Origin of the sequence: 'Fragaria x ananassa' phyllody phytoplasma, from assembly GCF_018274325.1 — a bacterium.
Taxonomy (GTDB): domain Bacteria; phylum Bacillota_I; class Bacilli_A; order Acholeplasmatales; family Acholeplasmataceae; genus Phytoplasma.
On record NZ_JAGVRH010000008.1, the window covers coordinates 1 to 20,508 of the forward strand.

The window sequence follows — 20,508 nt, forward strand, 5'->3', positions numbered from 1 at the left end:
GGTGCTGGTGCAGTTATTATTGCTGCTGTTGCTTTCCCTCCTATCTTTGCATCTTTGGGTGCATCTTTGGGTCAAATAGCAGCTCCTATGGCTTTTTTTATTAATTTAAGATTAAGAAAGGAGAAATAAAAAAGGACCCTAAGTTAATAAGGGCTTATCCAATGTTACCAATAATGCTTGCTCCACTTCTAACATTTATCCTCCTTTTTCAATTTGGGCATAAAAAAAATAGCCAAACTGTTTATTTTTAATCAATAAACAGTTTGGCTATTTTGTTGATTCTTAAATGGTTCCATTTTCATGGAAATTATCAGTTTTTAGATTGTTGCTGTGTCATATTGTTGGATATTATTCTTTATTATGCCATTATTATTATACATTATTACTTGTTTTATTAGTTTTTGTGATTGTGTTCCATCTTTTATGGTAATTGAATATAGCTTGCTGTTATTTTCTCTAGATATGATGATATTACAATTAAACACTTCATCACCACAAACGGAAGGTAATAACAAGGTAAATAAAAGAATTAAAAAAAGAAAAAGTAATTTGTAAAAGTTTAAAATTAGTTTAGAAATAATTAATTTTTTTTTGACATTTTATTTATTTGTTTTCTTCTTTATTATTTAGGTTGTTAATTCTCTTTTAAAAAAATAATCATTTATAATTAAAAAAAAAAAAAACAAGTTTTATGCTCAAAATTAATATTTATTTACCTTTTACTATTAATAATAATTATGTTAATATTTAAAAATTAATTAATTATATTAAATATAATTACCTTTTGTATCATTTAAACATTTTATTGAATTTGTTTTGATATAATAATAAGTAAGAATATTTAATCATTATTTATTAATAAAATAATCAAAGTAATAATTATTAATTGAAAAGAATTTTATTATTTTAAGGAAATAAAAAGAAAGAAAAAGCAAATATGTTTCGTAAAATTAAAGGTACTTCTGATTTCTTACCAGAACAAATAAGATGTTGGCAAAAAGTGGAAACTCATATTCGTCATCTTTTTACAAAATATCATTTGCAAGAAATAAGAACTCCTATTATTGAATATCAAGGTGTTTTTAAACGTGCTGCCCAACATTCAGAAATGGTTTCCAAAGAAACTTATTCTTTTCTTGATAAAAAAAAGCGTTGGTTAACTTTAAGGCCAGAAGGAACTGCTGGAATAGTACGTAGTTATGTTGAAAATAAATTAGATAAAACATCACAATTATATAAGTTTTTTTATTGTGGTCCTTGTTTTCGTTATGAAAGGCCTCAAAAAGGACGTTATCGACAATTTCATCAAATGGGAGTAGAAATGTTAGGTTTAAGTTCTCCTTTTTTAGATATAGAAGTGGTTGTTTTAGCTTATGAAACTCTTAAATCTTTAAGAATTAATAATCTTAAAGTTAACATTAATTCTTTAGGAGATCAAAACAGTTATCATAATTATCTTAAAGTTTTTCAAAATTATTTACAAAATAAGTATCATCATTTATGTTCTTTATGTCAGAAAAGAATGCATAAAAATATTTTACGAATTTGGGATTGTAAGGTTTGTTGCTGTAAACCTTTTTTAAAAGAAGCTCCTAAAATGTTTAATTATCTTACTAAAGAAGCTAAAAAGAGGTTTTTAAAAGTACTTGATGGCTTAAAGATGAGTCAAGTTAATTTTGAAATTTGTCATAATTTAGTAAGAGGGTTAGATTATTATACTCACACTGTTTTTGAAATAGTAGTTGTTAATAACGATCATCAAGAGGTTTTAGGCGGCGGCGGTTGTTATGATCATTTAGTATCTAGTTTTAATGGTGATCAAACTCCAGGAATAGGATTTGCTTTTGGGATGGAAAGAATTATGTTAGCTTTAACCCAAACATCTTTTTGTCAACCAGATCAATGTTTTTCTTTGGATATCTTTTTACTATTCTTAGAACCTTGTTTTTTTGATCAAGCTTTTGTTTTAGCCCAAACTTTACGTCATCAAGGATTTAAAACTGATCTTAATTATGTTTTTCTTCCTTTTACTAAAGGTTTAAAACAGGCTTTTAAAACCAATCCACGTTATCTTCTTATTTTAGGAGAACAAGAATTTATGAATGAACAAATTACTATTAAAAATAACGTTACTAAAAAGCAAGCAACTATCCTTCAAAAAAATGTTGTTCTTTATTTAAAACAACAAAACAAGGAGTGTAATTAAAACAAATGAAAAGCAAATATAGTCATCCAAATAATCAATTAAATATTCGTAATATTGGCGAACAGGTTTTTTTAAAAGGTTGGATTTTTCATAAAAGAAATTTTAGGAAAACTCTTTTTTTAGATTTACGTGATGTTTCTGGGGTAGTACAATTATTAATTAAAAATGAACATCCTCAATATGAGCAAATGCTAAATCTTAAATTAGAAACTGTAATTGAAATTAAAGGTTTAGTAGTTGAAAGAAGCAACAAAAACCCTAATATGTTAACAGGTGAGATTGAAGTGTTAGTTTCAACTTGTGATATTTTAAATGAAGCCCAAATCCTTCCTTTAAATGTTTTTCAAAGTCAAACTAGCTTGGAAGAAACAAGATTAAAATATCGTTATTTAGATTTACGTAATCCTGAAGTAAAACATTTTTTAATCCAAAAACACTATATTACTCAAAGTATTCGTCAAACTCTTTTAAAAAATGATTTTTTCGAATTAGAAACTCCTATTTTATCCAAATCAACTCCTGAAGGAGCGAGAGATTATTTAGTTCCTTCACGTATTTATCCTGGTAAATTTTATGCTTTACCACAATCACCACAACTGTTTAAACAACTGTATATGATTGCTGGTTTTGAAAAATATTTTCAAATAGCTCGTTGTTTCCGTGATGAGGATTTAAGGGCTGATCGCCAACCTGAATTTACTCAAATTGATTTTGAATTATCTTTTTGTTCCCAAGAAGAGATTATGAAGTTAACAGAAGAAATTATAGTTAATTTATTTGATCACATTTGGCATCAAAAATTACCTTATCCTTTTATAAAATTAACTTATCAAAAAGCTTTAGAACTTTATGGAACTGATAAACCAGATCTTAGAAATCCTTTAAAAATTAATAACTTTAAGCCTTTTTTTAATAAAGATGCTTGGGATAATAAATTTTTTTTCAATAATTTGGTTAAAGGGTTTAAAGTGGCTACTAGTCCTTTATTAACAAGACGTAAAATAAGCGAATATCAACTTTTTTTTGATCGTGGTTTTGGTTTAAAATTATTCACTTTTAATAAAAAAAATGATAAAATTATAGGTGGAATATCTCAATTTATCAAGGATGATTCTTTTTTAAATAACAAAGAAACCTGTTTTTTAGTTTCTGGTGAAAAAGAAAAAATTAAGCAAGCGTTAGGTATTTTTAGAAATAAATTAGCTATTGATTTAGATTTAATTGATCATCAAAAAGAAGCTTTATTGTGGATCGTTGATTTCCCTTTATTTGAATCTCAAAAGTCCAACCAATCTAACATTAATAGTGATAGGCTTTATTCTCTACATCATCCTTTTACTGCTCCTTGTGACCTTAAAGTGTTACAAAAAGAACCTCAGCAAGCTTTAGCCATGGCTTATGATTTAGTGTGGAATGGTTATGAGGTGGGAGGCGGTTCTTTAAGAATCAACAATTCTCAAACCCAAGCTATTATCTTTAAACTTTTAGGCTTTGATCAAGAAGAAACAACAAAACGTTTTGGTTTTTTAATGGAGGCTTTACAATATGGAACTCCGCCTCATGGTGGATTGGCTTTAGGACTTGATCGTTTGGTAATGTTATTTACTAAAACTAATAATATTCGTGATGTAATTGCTTTCCCCAAAACACAAAATGCTAAAGATTTAATGTTAGAAGCCCCTAGTTTAGTTGATGATGAACAATTAAAGACTTTAAAAATTAAAATTTAAGCTATCAAATTTAACATATGAAGCAATATGAATCGTATTAAAGTTAGAGAGGGTATTTAATGAGTTAATATGAAACTATCTTTAAAATTAGATCTTAAAACGACTTATATTATTGCTGTTTCAGGTGGGGTTGATTCGATGGTTTTATTAGATTTTTTACGGTCACAAAATATTACTTTAAAGGTAGTTAACTTTAATCATTTAATGCGCCAAGAAGCTTTGGAAGATAAACAGTTAGTACAAAGTTATTGTGTGAATCACAATATCCCTTTCCATTATTTTAAACTTCACCTAAATAAAGCAAATTTTCAAAATAAAGCACGTTTATTAAGACAAGCTAAATTACAACAAGTAGCACGCTTTTATCATTCTTCCAAAATTATAACAGCACATCATTTAGATGATTTGGCAGAAACTATTTTAATGAAATTGAGTCGTGGTAGTACTTTGTTAGGTTATAGTGGGATGCAACCACAACTATTCATTAATAAGTTTGTTTTTTTAAAACCTTTTTTATATACGACTAAAAAAGAAATTATGGCTTATGCTAAAACTTATCAAGTAACTTTTTTAAAAGATAAAACTAATCAAGAAACTATTTATCAAAGAAATCATATAAGACATCATGTCATTCCTTATTTACAAGAAAAAACTGCTTTTTTAGCTAATGTGAAACGTTTTTCTTGTCAACTTTTAGAAACACATCATTTTATTAGAAAAACTACTCTTGCTTTTATTAAAGAAAAACAATTAAATCAAAGCTCAAATCCACAAAATAACACAAACTCATCTTTTTTTGAACTTAAATCCCTTTTACTGCTTGATATAGTTATTCAACAAGATATTATTCTTTTTTTATTAGAACAAGCTAATCTTAATAAAAATTTTGGTTTAATTAAAAGTATAGTTAAAGGATTAAATAACCCCTTTAAACCTAATTTATCTTGGTGTCTTCATTTAGGATTTTGTTTGGTCAAAAGTTATTCTCAGTTTGGATTGATTGCTTGTAATAACTTAAATATAAAGTCAAGTAATAACCTTAAAACCCCTTTACTTGCTGCTTCATTTTGCGCCACCGCTCTTGCTTCCTTTTCTTCCAAAATGCAACCTATTAGTTATGATAGTCACCATATAATGCTTCCTTTAACTATTCGTCATAAAAAAAACGGTGATTTATTAAAATTTAATTTTGGTACTCAAAAATTAAAAACTTTTTTGATTAACCGCAAAATACCATTGTTGCAAAGAAATAATTTGTGGTTAATAGTTGATGCTTCTAATAATATTTTATGGATCCCTAATTTATATATTAATCAAGTTTTAGGGACAAATAAATGTCTTTATTTAGCTTTAAAAGACAATATTTAATAATATTTTATAATAATAATTGATATTTTTATCAATTTAGATTAAGGAAGGTATTTTTATGACTTTTTTAGATAAAATTTTTAAAAAATTTAATATCTATGTTTTATATATTGCCTTAGCTGCAATAATTGTTACTTTTGGTTATTGTTTTTTTACTAAAACAGAAAGTGATGATAAAGGAATTAAAGGATTACAAGAGTTATTAGTGGAAGATCAAGTTAAAAAGATAACTTATGCTCCTCATCCTGCATCTACCTTTATGAATATAACAGTAGTTAAAAAAAATAATAAAAAAATTGATTATTCTCATGTTCCTATGGGTATGTTATTTAATCAAGATGGAACTATTAAGTATCCTACATTGCCAATAAGTTCTACAAGTGTCGAACCTTTTTGGGGTTATGCTCCTGTGATAAATGTTATTTGGTTTTGTTTAAAAATTATTATTATATATTGTTTTTATCTTCTTTTTTCTGATGTGATTGAACAATTTGGTAATGAGATTATAGATAAAAAAGGTAGTAAAAAGCGTAGAGTTGTCCTTAATCAAAAAAGATTTACTTTCCAAGATGTTGCAGGTGCTGATGAAGAAAAAGAAGAAATGTCAGAATTAATTGATTTTCTAAAAAATCCTCGTAAATATGATGCTATGGGTGCAAGAATCCCTAAAGGGGTATTATTGTATGGACCTCCTGGAACAGGAAAAACCTTACTTGCGAAAGCAGTAGCAGGAGAAGCAGGAGTTCCTTTCTTTGCTTCTTCTGGTTCTGATTTTGATGAAGTATATGTTGGTTTAGGAGCATCGCGAGTAAGAGATCTTTTTAAAGAAGCTCAACTCGCAGCTCCATGTATTGTCTTTATTGATGAAATTGAAGCAATTGCTCGCAAAAGAGGAGTTGTTATGACTAGTGGCGGAGGTTCAGAACAAACCTTAAATCAGCTTTTAGTCGAAATGGATGGTTTTAACCAAAAAACAGGTGTTATTGTTATTGCTGCTACTAATCAACCAGAAGCCCTTGATGCAGCTATTTTAAGACCAGGAAGATTTGATCGTCATTTTAATATTTCCTTACCTAATGTAAAAGATCGTGAAGCTATTTTAAAATTACACGCTAGTAATAAAAAGTTAGCTCCTGAAATTAGTTTAGAAGAATTATCTAAACAAACTCCTGGTTTTAGTGGTGCTCAATTAGAAGGAATTTTAAACGAAGCAGCTTTATTAGCTACTCGTAGAAACGCTTCTTTTATTAATAAAAAAGATATTAGTGAGGCTTTAGATAGAGTATTAATGGGTCCTGCCAAAAAATCACGTAAATATATCGATAAAGAAAAACGTATGGTAGCCTATCATGAAGCAGGACATGCTGTTATTGGTATTAAAATGCCTTTTGCTCAAATAGTACAAAAAATTACTATTATTCCTCGTGGAAATGCTGGTGGTTATAACTTAATGTTACCTTTAGAAGAAACTTTCTTTTCATCTAAAAAAACTCTTTTAGCCCAAATTACTTCTTTTTTAGGTGGTAGGGTAGCTGAAGAATTAATGTTTGACGATGTTTCTAGTGGTTCTTTTAATGACTTTAAACATGCTACTCAAATAGCTAAATTAATGGTTACTAAATATGGTATGAGTGATTTAGGACCAGTACAATATTCAGGTAATGATTTTCAAAATGACTTTTCTGATCCCAAAGGGTTAGAAATAGACCAACAAATTCAAAAAATTATTGTTAATTGTTTTCAACAAGCTAAAAAGATTATTGAAGATAATAAAGATTTATTAACCACTATTGCTCAATATTTACTTGAAATCGAAACTCTTACTAAAAAAGATATTGATGAAATTGTTGCAACTAGTAAAATTAGTTGGTGGGAAAAAGAAAAAGAATTAGAAGATTTAAAAGATGCTCCAAAACAAGATGATCAAGATGATCAAAATGATCAAGAAAATGTTTTAGATGTTGATGTTATTAAAGTAGAAAATTCAGAATTTAATAACACCTCCACTCTAACTCCAAATCAAGATCAAAATCATCAAAAATAATTATAATTTTAACTATGCATCTTATTTTAATCCCAAAAAGGTCTTTGATATGATTCTAAAACAAGATTTTATAGTTTTTCAAAACGAATCACTACAACGTTTAGATCATTTTTTAACTATAAAAACAACTTTTAATAAAAGTAAATGTCAACAATTGATTTTATCTAAGCAAGTTTTAGTTAACAATAACCCTTCTAAAAAAAGTTATTTACTTAAAACTGATGATATAGTTACAATTGATGCTTCCCAATCTCCCCCAATTCCTAAAATTCAACAACCTTATAATCTTAATTTAGAAATTATTTATGAAGATTCTTATTTGGCTGTCATTAATAAACCCGCTAATTTAATAGTTCATCCTTCTTTAAGTTTTCAAGGATTAACTTTAGTAAATGGTTTATTGTATCAAATTAAAACTTTAAGTTATTTGGATACTTTAAGACCAGGAATTGTTCATCGATTAGACAAAAATACTACTGGTTTAATGTTAATAGCTAAAAATAATGATGTTAATCAAAAATTACAACAAGCTTTTAAAAATCGTACTATTAAAAAGATTTATCAAACTTTAATTGAAGGTTTTTTAGAAGACCTAGGAACTATTGATTTACCTATTGCAAGGCATCCTCATAATCGTTTAAAAATGACAGTTTTAGCACAAGGTAAAAAAGCTATTACTCATTTTACTACTTTAAAACGGTTTCACAATTATTCTTTGATGGAATGTGTTTTAGAAACAGGAAGAAAACACCAATTAAGAGCTCATTTTGCACACTTAAAACATCCTATTGTAGGAGATCAGCTTTATGGTTCGCAAAGTTATAATAATGATTTAGGTCAGTTTTTACATGCTCAAAAAATAATGATGCAACATCCAATTACTCAGCTAAAAATGGTTTTCGAAGCTCCTCTACCTTTTAATTTTAAACAATTAATTGCTAATTTAGAAAATTAACTGTTAAAAATATAAAAAATAATTAAGGAAATAACTCATATGATTAAGATTAATAATCTTTTCAAAACTTTTATAGTTAATCAAAATCCTGCTCCAGTATTAAAAAATATTACTTTATCAATTACTAAAGGAGAAATTTTTGGCTTGGTCGGTTCATCTGGTTCTGGTAAAACTACTTTATTAAAAATTATTAATGGTTTTTTATTACCAGATAAAAAAATTGATCAAACAATTAACAAAAGTTTTAATCATCTTGAAAGTGCTATGATTTTTCAAAATTTTAATCTTTTGAATAATTTAAATGTATTTGATAATATTGCTTTACCTTTAAAAATTAGAAATGTTACCAAAGATAATATTAAATACAAAGTTAATCAAATGTTAACATTTGTTGGTTTATCCTCTTTTGCTAATTCTTATCCTAAAACCTTATCTGGTGGTCAAAAACAACGGGTTGCAATCGCCAGAGCTTTAGTTTATCGTCCCAAAATTGTATTTTGTGATGAACCTACTTTTGCTCTTGATGAAATTACTAGTCAAGGAATATTAAAATTACTATACCAAATTAATGATCAATTTAAAACAACTATTGTTTTAATATCTCATAATGTTGCCTCTATTAAAACCTTATGTCATCGAGTAGGTATTTTAGAACAAGGAAAATTAAAACAAATTATTGGACAAAAACCTTCTTTGAACTTTCAAGCAACTTCTTATCAAAATATTTTTAATATGAGATAAATTTTATTTGTTAATTCCTTAAATAAATTATTTTAGAAATGAATTTTTATTTTATATGTTTACTTTTTTTATCCCTCTTTTACAAAAACTTAAAAAAAATATCTTGCCTGTTTTCATAATCATCTCTTTATTGTTAAACCTTCTTTTAGGTTATTTTTTATGGCGTCTTGATCGCCCTCAAACCTCTCCTTTATCTTTTCCTCCTAAAATAAAAGTAGCTACTGCATTACCTAATGTGAGAACCTTTTTAGAAGGTAGCGTACAAAAACGCTTAAAAGAATATCATAATATTACTTTAGAAGTTTTATATTTACCTGGAAATTCTTTTTTTCAAACTGATTCTTTGTTATCCAATAAAGAAGTAGATGCTAAACTGGATGCTCACATTCATCATTTAAATATTGCAAATAGTAAATTAAAATTAGTTGACTCTCCTAATCAATTAACTTTTATTCAAACTACTTATTTAGCTAAATTTGGACTTTTTACTTTAAAAGATAAAGGTTTTGCTAATGTAGCTGATTTAAAAACTTTTAAGCAAAATCATCCTCATGAAAAATTAAAAATTTTAATATCTAATGATAACTTTCAAAAATCATTATCTCTTTATGTCTTAGAACAATTAGGGATTATTCAAAAAAAGAATTCGAATCAAGCATTAACAATGCAACAATCCTTTAATTTGAATCCTTCCTTATTTGAAAGTAAGCCAGGTTTCCCTGAAATTGAATATGAAACTGCTGAATTAATGGAAATATCCTCCAAATTTAAAAATGGTAACCATCATTTATGCCTACAATATCCTACTCTTATGGGTAATTTAAATAATCTTATTAGCACCATAGCAACTCTTCAAAAACCAACTGATTTAAAAGATCCTATTTACTCTTATACTATTTCTTTAGTGGCTCGTAAAGATAACGAAACTTCTAAAGAAATTAAAATTTTACAAGATGTTTTAAAACAAGATATGATTATTAAACAAGCTCAAACTGATATTTTTAAAGAAACTAATTATTATATGATTCCAAGCCAAGATATTGATTCATTAAGTACCAACATTAAAGCTACATATTTAGGTAAAACTACTTCTGCTATCAGGAACACTTAAAAATGCCCTACTTTTTCACTATTCTTGGAAAAATCTTGTTTTATCAAGAATCAAATAAATATTTATTTTGGCAAGCTTTATGTGAAACTCTTAAAATTACTTTTTGCTCAACCTTGCTATCTTTTTTAATAGGTGTTGCTTTAGGAATTTATTTATATTTATGTAAAATACAAAATCATCATAAAAGATATTTAATCATCAATACAATCATTAATCTTTTAATTGCTATTCCTTTTATCTTATTAATTGTTTTATTTATTGAATTTTTATGGCGTCCTTTGTTGGGGAATAGTTGGTCTTACGGCTTTAAAGTTAGCTTACTTTCATTAACTTTAATCTTAACTCCTCTTTTTGCTCGTCATTGTGAACAAATTTTTATGACTATTAATCAAGAATTATATCAAACATCAGATAGCCTCGGTGCTTCTAAATTGCAATTTATCTTTTTCTTTGTGTTAAAAGAAGCTCGTACTGATGTTATCTTGAAAGTAGCTTCCCTTTTTGTTACCTCCTTAGCCTATTCTTCTGTTTTAGGAATTATAGGCCATATGGGACTTGGTCAATTAGCTATTTCTCGTGGGTATTTAGGAGAACTGTTTGTGCGCGAAATCCATGGTTTTAATAACTTAGATTTAATTTTAATAATTTTGTTAATAATGTTTATTTTAACTCAAATAGTCCAATTAATAGCCCATTTTATCGCTTTAAAATTAGATAAACGTTGAAGTATCATAATCACTAATTTAATTAATAACCTTTTTTCTTCTAATTCCCATTTTCTCCTCTTTAATTTATTTTTTTCATTCTTTTTTAACATTTTTTTTATCAAAATTCAAAAAATAAGGTATAATATTTTTGTGGATCATATGAAATTAATTATAGCTATCGTTGATAGTAACGATGCAAACAAAGTACAAACAGTTTTAATAGAAAATAGTTTTTTTACTACTCGCTTAGCTACTCAAGGTGGTTTTTTAAAAAAAACCAATGCCACTTTTATATTAGGCGTAAGAGAAGATCAAGTAAGTAAGGTTTTAGATCTTATTGGTAAACACTCTCACAAAAAAACACAGATGATTCCTAATAATATTATGAACCAATTTTCAGCTTATAGCTCTTTACCTACAGAAGTTTCTATTGGTGGTGCTACTATTTTTGTGTTAAATGTTGATCAATTTTGTAAAGTTTAAGAACAAAATTACTATTTTTAATTATCAAACTAACAACTTAACAAATAAGGAGGTTTTTTTCATGGCGTTAACAAAACAACAAAAAAAAGAAATTATTGAAAAACACGCTAGTTTTGCAAAAAATACAGGTTCTTCTGAAGTTCAAATTGCTATTTTATCAGAAGAAGTTAAACAATTAAGTGAACATCTTAAAAAGCACCCTCATGATTTTCATTCTAAAAGAGGTCTTTTTATGAAAACTAGTAAAAGACGTAATTTATTAAAATATTCAGGAAAATAAATGCATTTATTCTAATACCACAAAAAAAACAATTTTTTGTGGTATTTTTCTATTTGATTATCATTTCATTAAAATGTTTAAGTGTTCATCTTTTTTTAAATTAAAAAAACACAATTATGATTATCAAACAAAAAACATCAAAATTAAAAGGAGATATATGAAAGGATTAAAAGGATTATTAATTTTATATGATGGTTTTGAAGATTGTGAAGCTTTAGTGACTAGAGCTTTATTAAAACGCGCTTCTTTGCCTCTTACTACTGCTACTTTAAATAAATCATTAGAAGTTACTTCTTCTAGTGGACTTAGTGTAAAAGCAGATTGTAATTTAAGGAATCAAGAAGTTGAAGTTTTTGACTTTTTAGTAATTCCCGGTGGACCTTATGTAGTTACATTAATTGAAAAAGAAACTTTCTTGCTTCAAGTAATTCAAAAATTTGTAAAAACTGACAAAATCATTGGAGCTATTTGTGCAGCACCGATGTTTTTAGGAAAATTAAATTTATTAACTAAACATTCTTTTACTTGTTTTCCTGGTTGTCAAAATTTTATTTCAGGAGATTATTTACCTCATCAAAAAGCTGTAATTAGTGGTAATTTTGTGACTTCTCGCTCTCCTATTACTGTTTTTGATTTTGTTTTTGCTTTAGTAGAAGCTCTTCGCGGAAAAAATACTGCTTTATCTTTTCAAAAATCCCTTAATATATAGATGATTATCAATCACATCAAAAAAAACATTTTATTTTCTTTTTCACCAGTAAAACAAATTTTTAAACTTGTAAATATGATCAATATGATTTATTTTTTTGATAAATTATTATACAAAAAAACAATATAGCATTTTTTTTGTTCATATATCTTGACTTAATCTTCTTTTTATAGTAAAATATTAAAGAATACCGATGAAAAGAAAAAATTGTAATTGATAAGAATATTTTAATATTATGTTCTAACTATTTAACATTATCGATTTTTTAAAATATTTTTTCTATTGTAATTATTTCAAATTAAAAATATCTAATCTAATTTCATATCATATTTTTTTGGAACAAATAAGGAGAAAATTTCATGATTATACCAAAATCACAAACACAAACTCAAAACAGTCATAAAACTTTAATGGCTAACAACTCTACAATTACACGTAAATGGTATTTAGTTGATGCAAAAGGTAAAACCTTAGGTCGGTTAGCTACTCAAGTAGCTGCTATTTTAAAGGGTAAAAACAAAACCCATTACACTCCACATGTAGATAATGGTGATTATGTTATTGTTATCAACGCTTCTCAAATACATTTAACTGGTAAAAAATGGGCTCAAAAAAAATATTATAAGCACTCAGGATATCCAGGAGGATTAACCAAAGTGATTGCTTCAGAAATGATGCGTAAATTCCCAATTAGAATGGTTGAAAAAGCTATTTTAGGAATGATTCCGCACACTAAATTAGGTGCTCAAATTGGTAAAAAATTATTTGTTTATCCCCAAGCAAATCATAATCATCAAGCTCAAAAACCAGAAATCTTAAAGGTTTAATTTCATGCAAAAACTAAATTATTATGGCACAGGACGTCGTAAAAGTGCTGTAGCAAGAGTTATTTTAACTAGTGGAAGTGGGAAAATAACTATAAATACTAAAGATTTTCAAAAATATTTACCATCACCTGCAACTCATTTAGAAATGTTAAAACCTTTGTACATAACTGAAAAAAGAGAAGCATATGATGTTCGTGTTAATGTCACTGGCGGTGGCCTTTCTGCTCAAGCTGGAGCTATTCGTTTAGGCATTGCCCGTGCTTTATTAGAAAATATACCAGAATTAAGAATCATTCTTAAAAAAGCTGGTTTGTTAACCCGCGATGCTCGTTGTGTAGAACGTAAAAAATACGGTTTGAAAAAAGCTCGTCGTGCTCCACAATTCTCAAAACGTTAATAATAATTATTATGAAAAAAAGAACTTTGCTAAAAAGCTCTTTTTTTTATAAATATAACATTTATTTTCATTTGCAAATTATCATCTTCCAAAAGAGAAAGTATGGCCTATGACTAAAGTAAGAGTTCGTTATGCTCCCAGTCCTACTGGGTTGTTACATATCGGTAATGCTCGAACCGCTTTATTTAATTATTTATTTGCTAAACATCATCAAGGGGATTTTATTATTAGAACAGAAGATACTGATCTTTTACGTAATATTCCTAATGGTGAAGCTTCACAGTTAAAAAATTTACGTTGGTTAGGGATTAATTGGAACGAAGGCCCTGATATTAAAGGCCCTTTTGGTCCTTATCGTCAATCAGAAAGATTAGCTATTTATCGCAAGCATGCTTTACAATTAGTACAACAAAATTTAGCTTATCAAGAGTTAACCCCAGATAAAAAATCCTTTGCTATTAGATTTCGTGTTCCTGAAAATCAAACATTTACGTTTAATGATTTAATTCGAGGCCCTCTAACTTTTTTAAGTAAAGAAATTGAAGATTGGGTTATTCTTAAATCTAATGGTTATCCTTCTTATAATTTTGCCGCTGCTGTTGATGATCATTTAATGCAAATTTCTCATATTTTTCGAGGAGAAGAGCATATCACTAACACTCCTAAGCAAATTATGATTTATCAAGCTTTTAATTGGTCAATTCCAGTATTTACTCATATGACTTTAATTTTGAACCAACAAAAAAAAAAGCTTAGCAAAAGAGATTCTGATGTATTGCAATTTATTGAAGCTTATGCTGATTTAGGTTATCTTCCAAAATCTTTATTTAATTTTTTAGCACTTTTAGGTTTTTCTCCTTCAGGCAATCAAGAAATTTTAACCCCTGAAGAACTAATTGCTCTTTTTGATACTTCTCGCTTAAATAAAGCTCCTGCTATATTTGATAAAACTAAATTAGATTTCCTTAATAACCATTATTTAAAACAGTTACCTCTTGATAATTTAGTTTCCTTTGTTATCAATAAAAACTACTTACCAAATACCTGTACACAATCAACTAATAAAGAATGGTTGTCTCAATTTGTAGCTTTATTTAAAAATCGTATGCATTATGTCAAGCAAGTAAATGATTTTTATCATTTGTTTTTTTCAAAAACCCCTTCTTTATCCAAAGAAGCGCAAGATTATTTAAAAAAAAATCCTCAAATCATCCTTATTTTAGAAAAATTTCAACAGGCTTTTGCAAAAATTATTTTTGAAAAAGATACTATTGTAACACTTATTAAAAAAGTAGCTCAAGAAAATAATTTTCCCAAGAAAAATCTTTTTATGACTTTACGTATTGGTACTACTTATCAAATGCAAGGTCCTAGTTTGCCATCTCTTTTAACATTATTAGGAAAAAAACAAGTTCTTAATAATTTATCTCAAATATTAAAACAATAAGATTATTTTATTTTTAGTTAAACATTTCCTCTTCTTTTGTTTTTTATTTTAGCAACAGTTTTGGTATATTTTTCTAAAATCAAAAGGACTGATAACATGTTAAAAATTTATAATTCTTTAACAAAAAAAAAACAACTTTTTAAATCTTTACACCCTTTTTTAGTAAATATGTATGTGTGTGGACCTACTGTTTATAATCATCTACATTTAGGAAACACTAGACCTTTAATCTTTTTTGATGTTGTTAAAAGGTATTTGCAAATGTTGGGGTTTGAAGTTCGTTATGCCGTCAATATTACTGATATTGATGATAAAATTATTGCCTCTGCTTCGCAAAAAAAAATTTCAGAACATCTTTTAACTCAAAAATATATTCACGCTTTTTCGGAACTTCTCAATTTATTAGATTTGCAAACTATTAATTTTCAACCTCAAGCAACCAAGCATATTAAATCTATGATCTTCTATATTCAAGAATTATTGAATAAAGGTTTTGCTTATTTTACAGATAAAGGAATATATTTTCGTATATCTAAAATCTCTGATTATGGCAAATTAAAATATCAAGATTTATCTCAATTAAAGCAAAAATCCCGAAAACAATTAGATCCTCAAAAAGAGCATCCTGGTGATTTTATTTTGTGGAAAAAAACCATTCAAGGGATTCAATATGAAAGCCCTTGGTTTTTAGGAAGACCTGGGTGGCATACTGAATGTGTTGCTATGATTGATCAAATTTTTGCCACTGTTTTAGATATTCATGGTGGTGGAACTGATTTAAAATTCCCTCATCATGAAAATGAAATAGCTCAAGCACAAGCACATAGCAGACGCCCTTTAACTAATTTTTTTATGCATGTAGCAAGATTAGATTATCAAAATCAAAAAATGTCTAAATCTTTAGGAAATATTGTTTGGTGTCGTGACTTATTGCAACAATTTAACTCATCCATTATCAAGCTTTTTTTCTTAAGCACTCATTATCGCAAACCTATTAATTTTAATTATTCTTTAATGGAACAATTTCGCATAAAATATCACAAAATCATTACTTTCTTCACTAAGAACTATTTTTATTTGAAATTAAATCATGGCTTATCTTCCGCCCACCAAACTACTATTCTTAATGATTTTCATCAATTAATGCAAGATGATTTTGCCACTCACAAAGTAATTGATTTAATCGAACAAACCATTAAAAAAACTTATCAAATTAATGAAATCACACTTTTATCTCAATATCATAATACTTTGTTATTGATTTTTGATATTTTAGGAATACGTATAAATTTTTTGCAAGCTACTTTAATTGATTGTCAAACTTATCACTTATGGCAACAAGCAAGACAAAACAAAAATTTTGCTCAAGCAGACCTTTTACGACAAACTTTGCTTAATAAAGGTTTAATCTAAAAAAAACGTTAATTCTCTCATAAAATACAATTAAAATAATTCAAAGTTTAAAGGAAAATCCTCATATGAGTATATTAACAACTAGAAAAGCTGTTAAATTGTTTCAAAAAAATCATCAAATACCACGTCATATCTTAAATCAAATTCTAACAAATACCATGAAAGCTCCTTCCTCCTTCAACTTACAACCTTGGCATTTTGTTGTTATTGAAACAATTACTGGTAAGAAAAAATTACAACCTTGTTTATACGGCAATCAAAGTCAATTAGAAACTAGTTCAGCTATGATTTTGATTTTAGGTAATACCCAAAAAAATGAAACTAAAGAAGCCATCTTAAAACCATATTTTTCTCTTCAAAAAATACCAACAAATATTCAAAATAAATTATTAAAACGGATTGACCTTGTCTATTCTAACCAAACTAAAATAGAATTACAAAATGAACTTTATTTAGAATGTGGCATAGTAGCTTTACAATTAATGTTAGCAGCTCAAAGCTGTGGTTACGATACTTGTCCTATAGGGGGATTTAATCATAAAATTATCAATCAAAATCTAAGTATTGATCCTAAATATATTCCCACTTTAATTGTTGCTATAGGGAAACCTTTTTCTTCACATCAAACATCAGATACTTTTAGATTGCCATTTAATCAAATAACTACTTATTTATAATCCCTCCATTAACTCTTTGAAATGGCAATTATTTTATTTATTACATACACTTACCAAAAAAAGAATTAATCTTTTTGGTAAGTGTTTATTTTTTTTAAGTATTCATTTTTTTGATATCTTCATTTTATTTTTAATTGTGATCTCGATAATATTTTTCATTTAACTTATTGACAAAGATTTTAATCCATGATATATTAGGAGTAATCAATTAAACAATCTTTTTTTTAATGACTAAATTCTAGTACTTGTATCATGTTTTTAAGTTTAATGATTGTTATTACATTTATTGTTTAGGGTTGTCCTAAATATTTTTTTTATATCATTTGGGCTTTTATTGACCTCATGAAATAAATAATATTATGAAAAAAGATTATAATTGCTTTATATTTTTATTATTTGATATGATGTTATTATATTTATTTTTTTAAATTATTTAAACAATAAGGAAATAGAAAGGTTAATTTAAAACATATGTTAAATGGAAATTTAATTAAAGAAAATTTTAAAAGTCATTTTAAAAAAATATTAATTATTGTCATTAGTTTATTATCTGTTACAGCAATGCATATAAGATTACATTATATGTCTCCTGTTGCTAATAATCAAATATCTAGAACAAATACAATTACTTTAGGTGTTGTTAATTGTTGTCCTCCTGTAGCTTTTGATGGTGCTAATGTTGTAAATCCAGATTACAAAATACAAACTACGAATGATGAATATATAAGTGGTTCTGATGTTATTTTCTTCAAAGAAGTGGCTAAAAAAATGGGGAAAATATTACAAATCAAATCATATAGTGGATTTCAAGGGGTTTTCAACGATCTTGACCAAGGTATTATTGATTGTGTTATGGGAATGATGAATATAACCCCCGAAAGAACACAAAATTTTGATGCAGTTGAATATTGTCCTACAAATACTAAAATTTTATTTAAAAAAGATTATGATAAACTAAATCTTGTTGATAGCAAAAACCAAATTCCTTGGGACGCAATTAAAAACAACAAGGTTAAGGTAACTGTCATAAATGGTTGTTCATATTTTCAAAAATTAGAAAAACAAGGACATGAAAAACATACCAAAACAAGCGATGATCACAATGGTTGTTTGACTTTCTTAGAAAACGGTGTATCAGAAGGTTATATGAATGATAATTTTATCATAGATGCTGTAGCAAAACAACCCAAATATAAAGATGATTATCAATCGTTACAAATGTCAGGCAAAACTTATCCATTAGGAATTTTTTTCAAAAAAAATAAACCTAAATTAAAGGAATCATTAGAAAAACATATTCAAGAATGTATAGATGAAGCTAAAAAAAACGATAATGACAAATATGAAAATGGATATGATTATTATTTTGATATGGCTTGCAACATAGTTCAAGATCAAAATCAAAGTACGAATCAAATTACAACAAAATATAAAACTACTATTTGGAAAAACTTATTGACATATGAAAAAGGGTTATATTATTCTTTACTGCTATCCTTTTATGGTTTGATTGTAGGATTTGGTTTAGCTTTATTATGTTTTAAGTTAAAAACTTTATCTTTGGTTACAAGAAAACAAACTCGTATGATCAAAATGATTGCTTTATTAATAGATGGAATAGTTAGTTTGTTTAAATCAATTCCTGTTATGCTTCAAACTTTATTAATTTATAATTTATTCATAAGAACCAATATACCTTTATTTAAAAGTAATTTAGGTACTTTTACTGTTGGATTAATTATTATTGTTTTAAATACTGGGTTTAATTTAGCATTTATTATGATCAATCATGCTCAATTCTTAGATAAAGAACAAATTAGAGCAGGTCATGCTTTGGGTATGAATCATAAACAAGTTTTTAAACATATTATTTTTGCACAAACTTTGACAAAAACTGTTCCTTCTTTGTGGAATCAATTTATTATCAATATTAAAGATACTGCTTTGTTCTCAGTAATTGGTTTAGCAAGTCTTTTGTGGTCAGCTCAAAGAAATGCATCAGTAAATTATGATACTATTACTCCTTTTTTAGTTGTAAGTATTTTTTATTTAGTATTAGTTTTTATTATTTCTTTATTAAGTCGTATTACACTTAATAAAAACAAACAACAATAATATTTTAAAATTTATCATTAAGATCAACTTTGATATTCTCTTTTTTTTCTTTTATTGTATATATTCAATTATACTATTTTTTGTTTTTTTGCAAGATAATTGCTTTTCTTTAACTTTTATAATTTTAATTTAATTAAAAAAAGGGAGATAATAAATATATGTAACAAAAAGAAAAAAACAACTATGAGTTGGTTTTTTAATACTAATTATTTATTTTTAATGTTAAATAAAAGATATTATCATTATGGGAAAATAAGTTCAAATGATAAAGTGGATTATAATATCTCTACTTTGAGGCCAATATGTACACAACTGATCTAATTTATTTTTTAACCCTTTCTTGGATTTGAGCGAAATAACAGTATAAATTATTATTAATTGTTTAGATTCAATTTCTAGTTTATTTTGATTAGAATATTTTTGTTTATTGATTTTATTATACCAATATTGTTCAATGTGTAAAACTTTCTTTTAAAAAAACTTACTTACTTCTTCACGACCTGCTTAGATATTAATTATTTGAATGTCTTTTTTATCTAAAAATCAATTGTGCTTTTTGATCACTTTTATTAATAACAATTGTTTGATGAGTATCTGCACTGTTCTGTTTTTTTAGACAACTTTTGTCTTTAAAATTATTCTTTAAGACTTAAAAATAAGTTGATAATTTTATATCTTTTCTAAAAATATTTTTAGAAAGAGTTCAAATGTTAAGACAAAAATTATTTAAAGATTTTTTAAAAGATAAAAAGAATTTAGCAATTCGGGATAAATTAATCGAACTTGTAAAAAGACGAAGTCACTCAATTAACAACCGATTTAGAAGAAAAAGAAACAGAATATTCAATTATCATACGATCAAAAAGACCAAAAAATTACCAAATTAAACCAAATAATCAATGACCAAACTAATGAAATAAATCGTTTAAATGAAGAACTCTAAAAACAAATTGACAAATGGGTACAACAAGGTATCAACATCCAATCTTTAGAAGAAACTATCAAAACCTTAGAATCAGCCTCAGGCAAATACCTCCAAGAAAACACTGAACTCTGAAATGAAATTGAAACCCTCAAAGAAAAATTAAAAATCGAAAAAAATTAACAAAAACAAACAAAAATACAATTGAAAAACCAAAGAAAAACAAAATTATCCTCTAAAACCACCAAATACAATAAAATAAAAACCCAAATAGATAATCAAATAACTTGATCAGGTTCTTTCCAACCTATCAAAAATAAAATAAGTGATTCTGTAAATAAAAAAGTTGCGTCTGTAAGGTCTTGGTTTAAAAAAT

17 protein-coding genes and 1 pseudogene are annotated in these 20,508 nt (G+C 26.6%); all 18 read left to right on the forward strand.

What is annotated here, in order from left to right:
• Positions 1–937 precede the first annotated feature (937 nt).
• Entirely contained in the window at positions 938–2,206 is a 1,269-nt protein-coding gene (hisS, locus tag J8J04_RS02305; RefSeq protein WP_212331886.1) for a histidine--tRNA ligase, read from the forward strand.
• A 5-nt stretch (positions 2,207–2,211) separates the two neighbouring features.
• Positions 2,212–3,936: an aspartate--tRNA ligase gene (gene aspS, locus J8J04_RS02310; protein ID WP_212331888.1), complete on the forward strand. Its 1,725-nt coding sequence runs from the start codon at positions 2,212–2,214 to the stop codon at positions 3,934–3,936.
• A gap of 69 nt (positions 3,937–4,005) precedes the next feature.
• Entirely contained in the window at positions 4,006–5,304 is a 1,299-nt protein-coding gene (gene tilS, locus J8J04_RS02315; protein WP_212331890.1) for a tRNA lysidine(34) synthetase TilS, read from the forward strand.
• A 58-nt stretch (positions 5,305–5,362) separates the two neighbouring features.
• On the forward strand, positions 5,363–7,348 hold the full coding sequence (ftsH, locus tag J8J04_RS02320; protein ID WP_212331892.1) for an ATP-dependent zinc metalloprotease FtsH: 1,986 nt from the start codon (positions 5,363–5,365) through the stop codon (positions 7,346–7,348).
• A 49-nt stretch (positions 7,349–7,397) separates the two neighbouring features.
• Entirely contained in the window at positions 7,398–8,303 is a 906-nt protein-coding gene (locus J8J04_RS02325) for an RluA family pseudouridine synthase (protein ID WP_212331894.1), read from the forward strand.
• A 39-nt stretch (positions 8,304–8,342) separates the two neighbouring features.
• Positions 8,343–9,044, forward strand: coding sequence for an ATP-binding cassette domain-containing protein (locus J8J04_RS02330; RefSeq protein ID WP_212331896.1), 702 nt, complete (start codon positions 8,343–8,345; stop codon positions 9,042–9,044).
• Positions 9,045–9,099: 55 nt separating this feature from the next.
• Positions 9,100–10,155, forward strand: coding sequence for a MetQ/NlpA family ABC transporter substrate-binding protein (locus J8J04_RS02335; RefSeq protein WP_212331898.1), 1,056 nt, complete (start codon positions 9,100–9,102; stop codon positions 10,153–10,155).
• A 2-nt stretch (positions 10,156–10,157) separates the two neighbouring features.
• The gene (locus tag J8J04_RS02340) at positions 10,158–10,880 is read left to right on the forward strand and encodes an ABC transporter permease subunit (protein WP_212331900.1); all 723 of its coding nucleotides are present in this window, start codon (positions 10,158–10,160) and stop codon (positions 10,878–10,880) included.
• Between the two features lie 141 nt (positions 10,881–11,021).
• Positions 11,022–11,345 (forward strand): cyclic-di-AMP receptor, encoded by a 324-nt coding sequence (locus J8J04_RS02345; RefSeq protein ID WP_212331920.1) that lies wholly within the window; start codon positions 11,022–11,024, stop codon positions 11,343–11,345.
• Between the two features lie 61 nt (positions 11,346–11,406).
• On the forward strand, positions 11,407–11,625 hold the full coding sequence (rpsO, locus tag J8J04_RS02350) for a 30S ribosomal protein S15 (RefSeq protein ID WP_212331902.1): 219 nt from the start codon (positions 11,407–11,409) through the stop codon (positions 11,623–11,625).
• 157 nt (positions 11,626–11,782) lie between these two features.
• Positions 11,783–12,334 (forward strand): DJ-1 family glyoxalase III, encoded by a 552-nt coding sequence (locus tag J8J04_RS02355; RefSeq protein WP_212331904.1) that lies wholly within the window; start codon positions 11,783–11,785, stop codon positions 12,332–12,334.
• A 359-nt stretch (positions 12,335–12,693) separates the two neighbouring features.
• Positions 12,694–13,161 carry a 50S ribosomal protein L13 gene (gene rplM, locus J8J04_RS02360; protein ID WP_212331906.1) on the forward strand — a complete coding sequence of 156 codons (468 nt, stop codon included), beginning with the start codon at positions 12,694–12,696 and terminating at the stop codon, positions 13,159–13,161.
• A gap of 4 nt (positions 13,162–13,165) precedes the next feature.
• Positions 13,166–13,558, forward strand: a complete 393-nt coding sequence (gene rpsI, locus J8J04_RS02365; protein WP_212331908.1) for a 30S ribosomal protein S9 — start codon at positions 13,166–13,168, stop codon at positions 13,556–13,558.
• Between the two features lie 109 nt (positions 13,559–13,667).
• Positions 13,668–15,005: a glutamate--tRNA ligase gene (gltX, locus tag J8J04_RS02370; RefSeq protein ID WP_212331910.1), complete on the forward strand. Its 1,338-nt coding sequence runs from the start codon at positions 13,668–13,670 to the stop codon at positions 15,003–15,005.
• A 96-nt stretch (positions 15,006–15,101) separates the two neighbouring features.
• The gene (gene cysS / locus J8J04_RS02375; RefSeq protein WP_212331914.1) at positions 15,102–16,418 is read left to right on the forward strand and encodes a cysteine--tRNA ligase; all 1,317 of its coding nucleotides are present in this window, start codon (positions 15,102–15,104) and stop codon (positions 16,416–16,418) included.
• A 65-nt stretch (positions 16,419–16,483) separates the two neighbouring features.
• A complete protein-coding gene (locus J8J04_RS02380; protein WP_212331916.1) occupies positions 16,484–17,095 on the forward strand; it encodes a nitroreductase family protein in 612 nt (203 codons plus the stop codon).
• A 471-nt stretch (positions 17,096–17,566) separates the two neighbouring features.
• Positions 17,567–19,210: an ABC transporter substrate-binding protein/permease gene (locus tag J8J04_RS02385; RefSeq protein WP_212331918.1), complete on the forward strand. Its 1,644-nt coding sequence runs from the start codon at positions 17,567–17,569 to the stop codon at positions 19,208–19,210.
• Between the two features lie 707 nt (positions 19,211–19,917).
• Positions 19,918–19,995 (forward strand): annotated as a pseudogene (locus tag J8J04_RS03390) (sigma-70 family RNA polymerase sigma factor); the annotation flags it as partial.
• Positions 19,996–20,508 lie beyond the last annotated feature (513 nt).

Excerpts from the sequence above, each read along its gene's own strand:
- hisS (WP_212331886.1), top strand. The coding sequence starts at position 938 with ATGTTTCGTAAAATTAAAGGTACTTCTGATTTCTTACCAGAACAAATA.
- aspS (WP_212331888.1), top strand. The coding sequence starts at position 2,212 with ATGAAAAGCAAATATAGTCATCCAAATAATCAATTAAATATTCGTAAT.
- tilS (WP_212331890.1), top strand. The coding sequence starts at position 4,006 with ATGAAACTATCTTTAAAATTAGATCTTAAAACGACTTATATTATTGCT.
- ftsH (WP_212331892.1), top strand. The coding sequence starts at position 5,363 with ATGACTTTTTTAGATAAAATTTTTAAAAAATTTAATATCTATGTTTTA.
- J8J04_RS02325 (WP_212331894.1), top strand. The coding sequence starts at position 7,398 with ATGATTCTAAAACAAGATTTTATAGTTTTTCAAAACGAATCACTACAA.
- J8J04_RS02330 (WP_212331896.1), top strand. The coding sequence starts at position 8,343 with ATGATTAAGATTAATAATCTTTTCAAAACTTTTATAGTTAATCAAAAT.
- J8J04_RS02335 (WP_212331898.1), top strand. The coding sequence starts at position 9,100 with ATGTTTACTTTTTTTATCCCTCTTTTACAAAAACTTAAAAAAAATATC.
- J8J04_RS02340 (WP_212331900.1), top strand. The coding sequence starts at position 10,158 with ATGCCCTACTTTTTCACTATTCTTGGAAAAATCTTGTTTTATCAAGAA.
- J8J04_RS02345 (WP_212331920.1), top strand. The coding sequence starts at position 11,022 with ATGAAATTAATTATAGCTATCGTTGATAGTAACGATGCAAACAAAGTA.
- rpsO (WP_212331902.1), top strand. The coding sequence starts at position 11,407 with ATGGCGTTAACAAAACAACAAAAAAAAGAAATTATTGAAAAACACGCT.
- J8J04_RS02355 (WP_212331904.1), top strand. The coding sequence starts at position 11,783 with ATGAAAGGATTAAAAGGATTATTAATTTTATATGATGGTTTTGAAGAT.
- rplM (WP_212331906.1), top strand. The coding sequence starts at position 12,694 with ATGATTATACCAAAATCACAAACACAAACTCAAAACAGTCATAAAACT.
- rpsI (WP_212331908.1), top strand. The coding sequence starts at position 13,166 with ATGCAAAAACTAAATTATTATGGCACAGGACGTCGTAAAAGTGCTGTA.
- gltX (WP_212331910.1), top strand. The coding sequence starts at position 13,668 with ATGACTAAAGTAAGAGTTCGTTATGCTCCCAGTCCTACTGGGTTGTTA.
- cysS (WP_212331914.1), top strand. The coding sequence starts at position 15,102 with ATGTTAAAAATTTATAATTCTTTAACAAAAAAAAAACAACTTTTTAAA.
- J8J04_RS02380 (WP_212331916.1), top strand. The coding sequence starts at position 16,484 with ATGAGTATATTAACAACTAGAAAAGCTGTTAAATTGTTTCAAAAAAAT.
- J8J04_RS02385 (WP_212331918.1), top strand. The coding sequence starts at position 17,567 with ATGTTAAATGGAAATTTAATTAAAGAAAATTTTAAAAGTCATTTTAAA.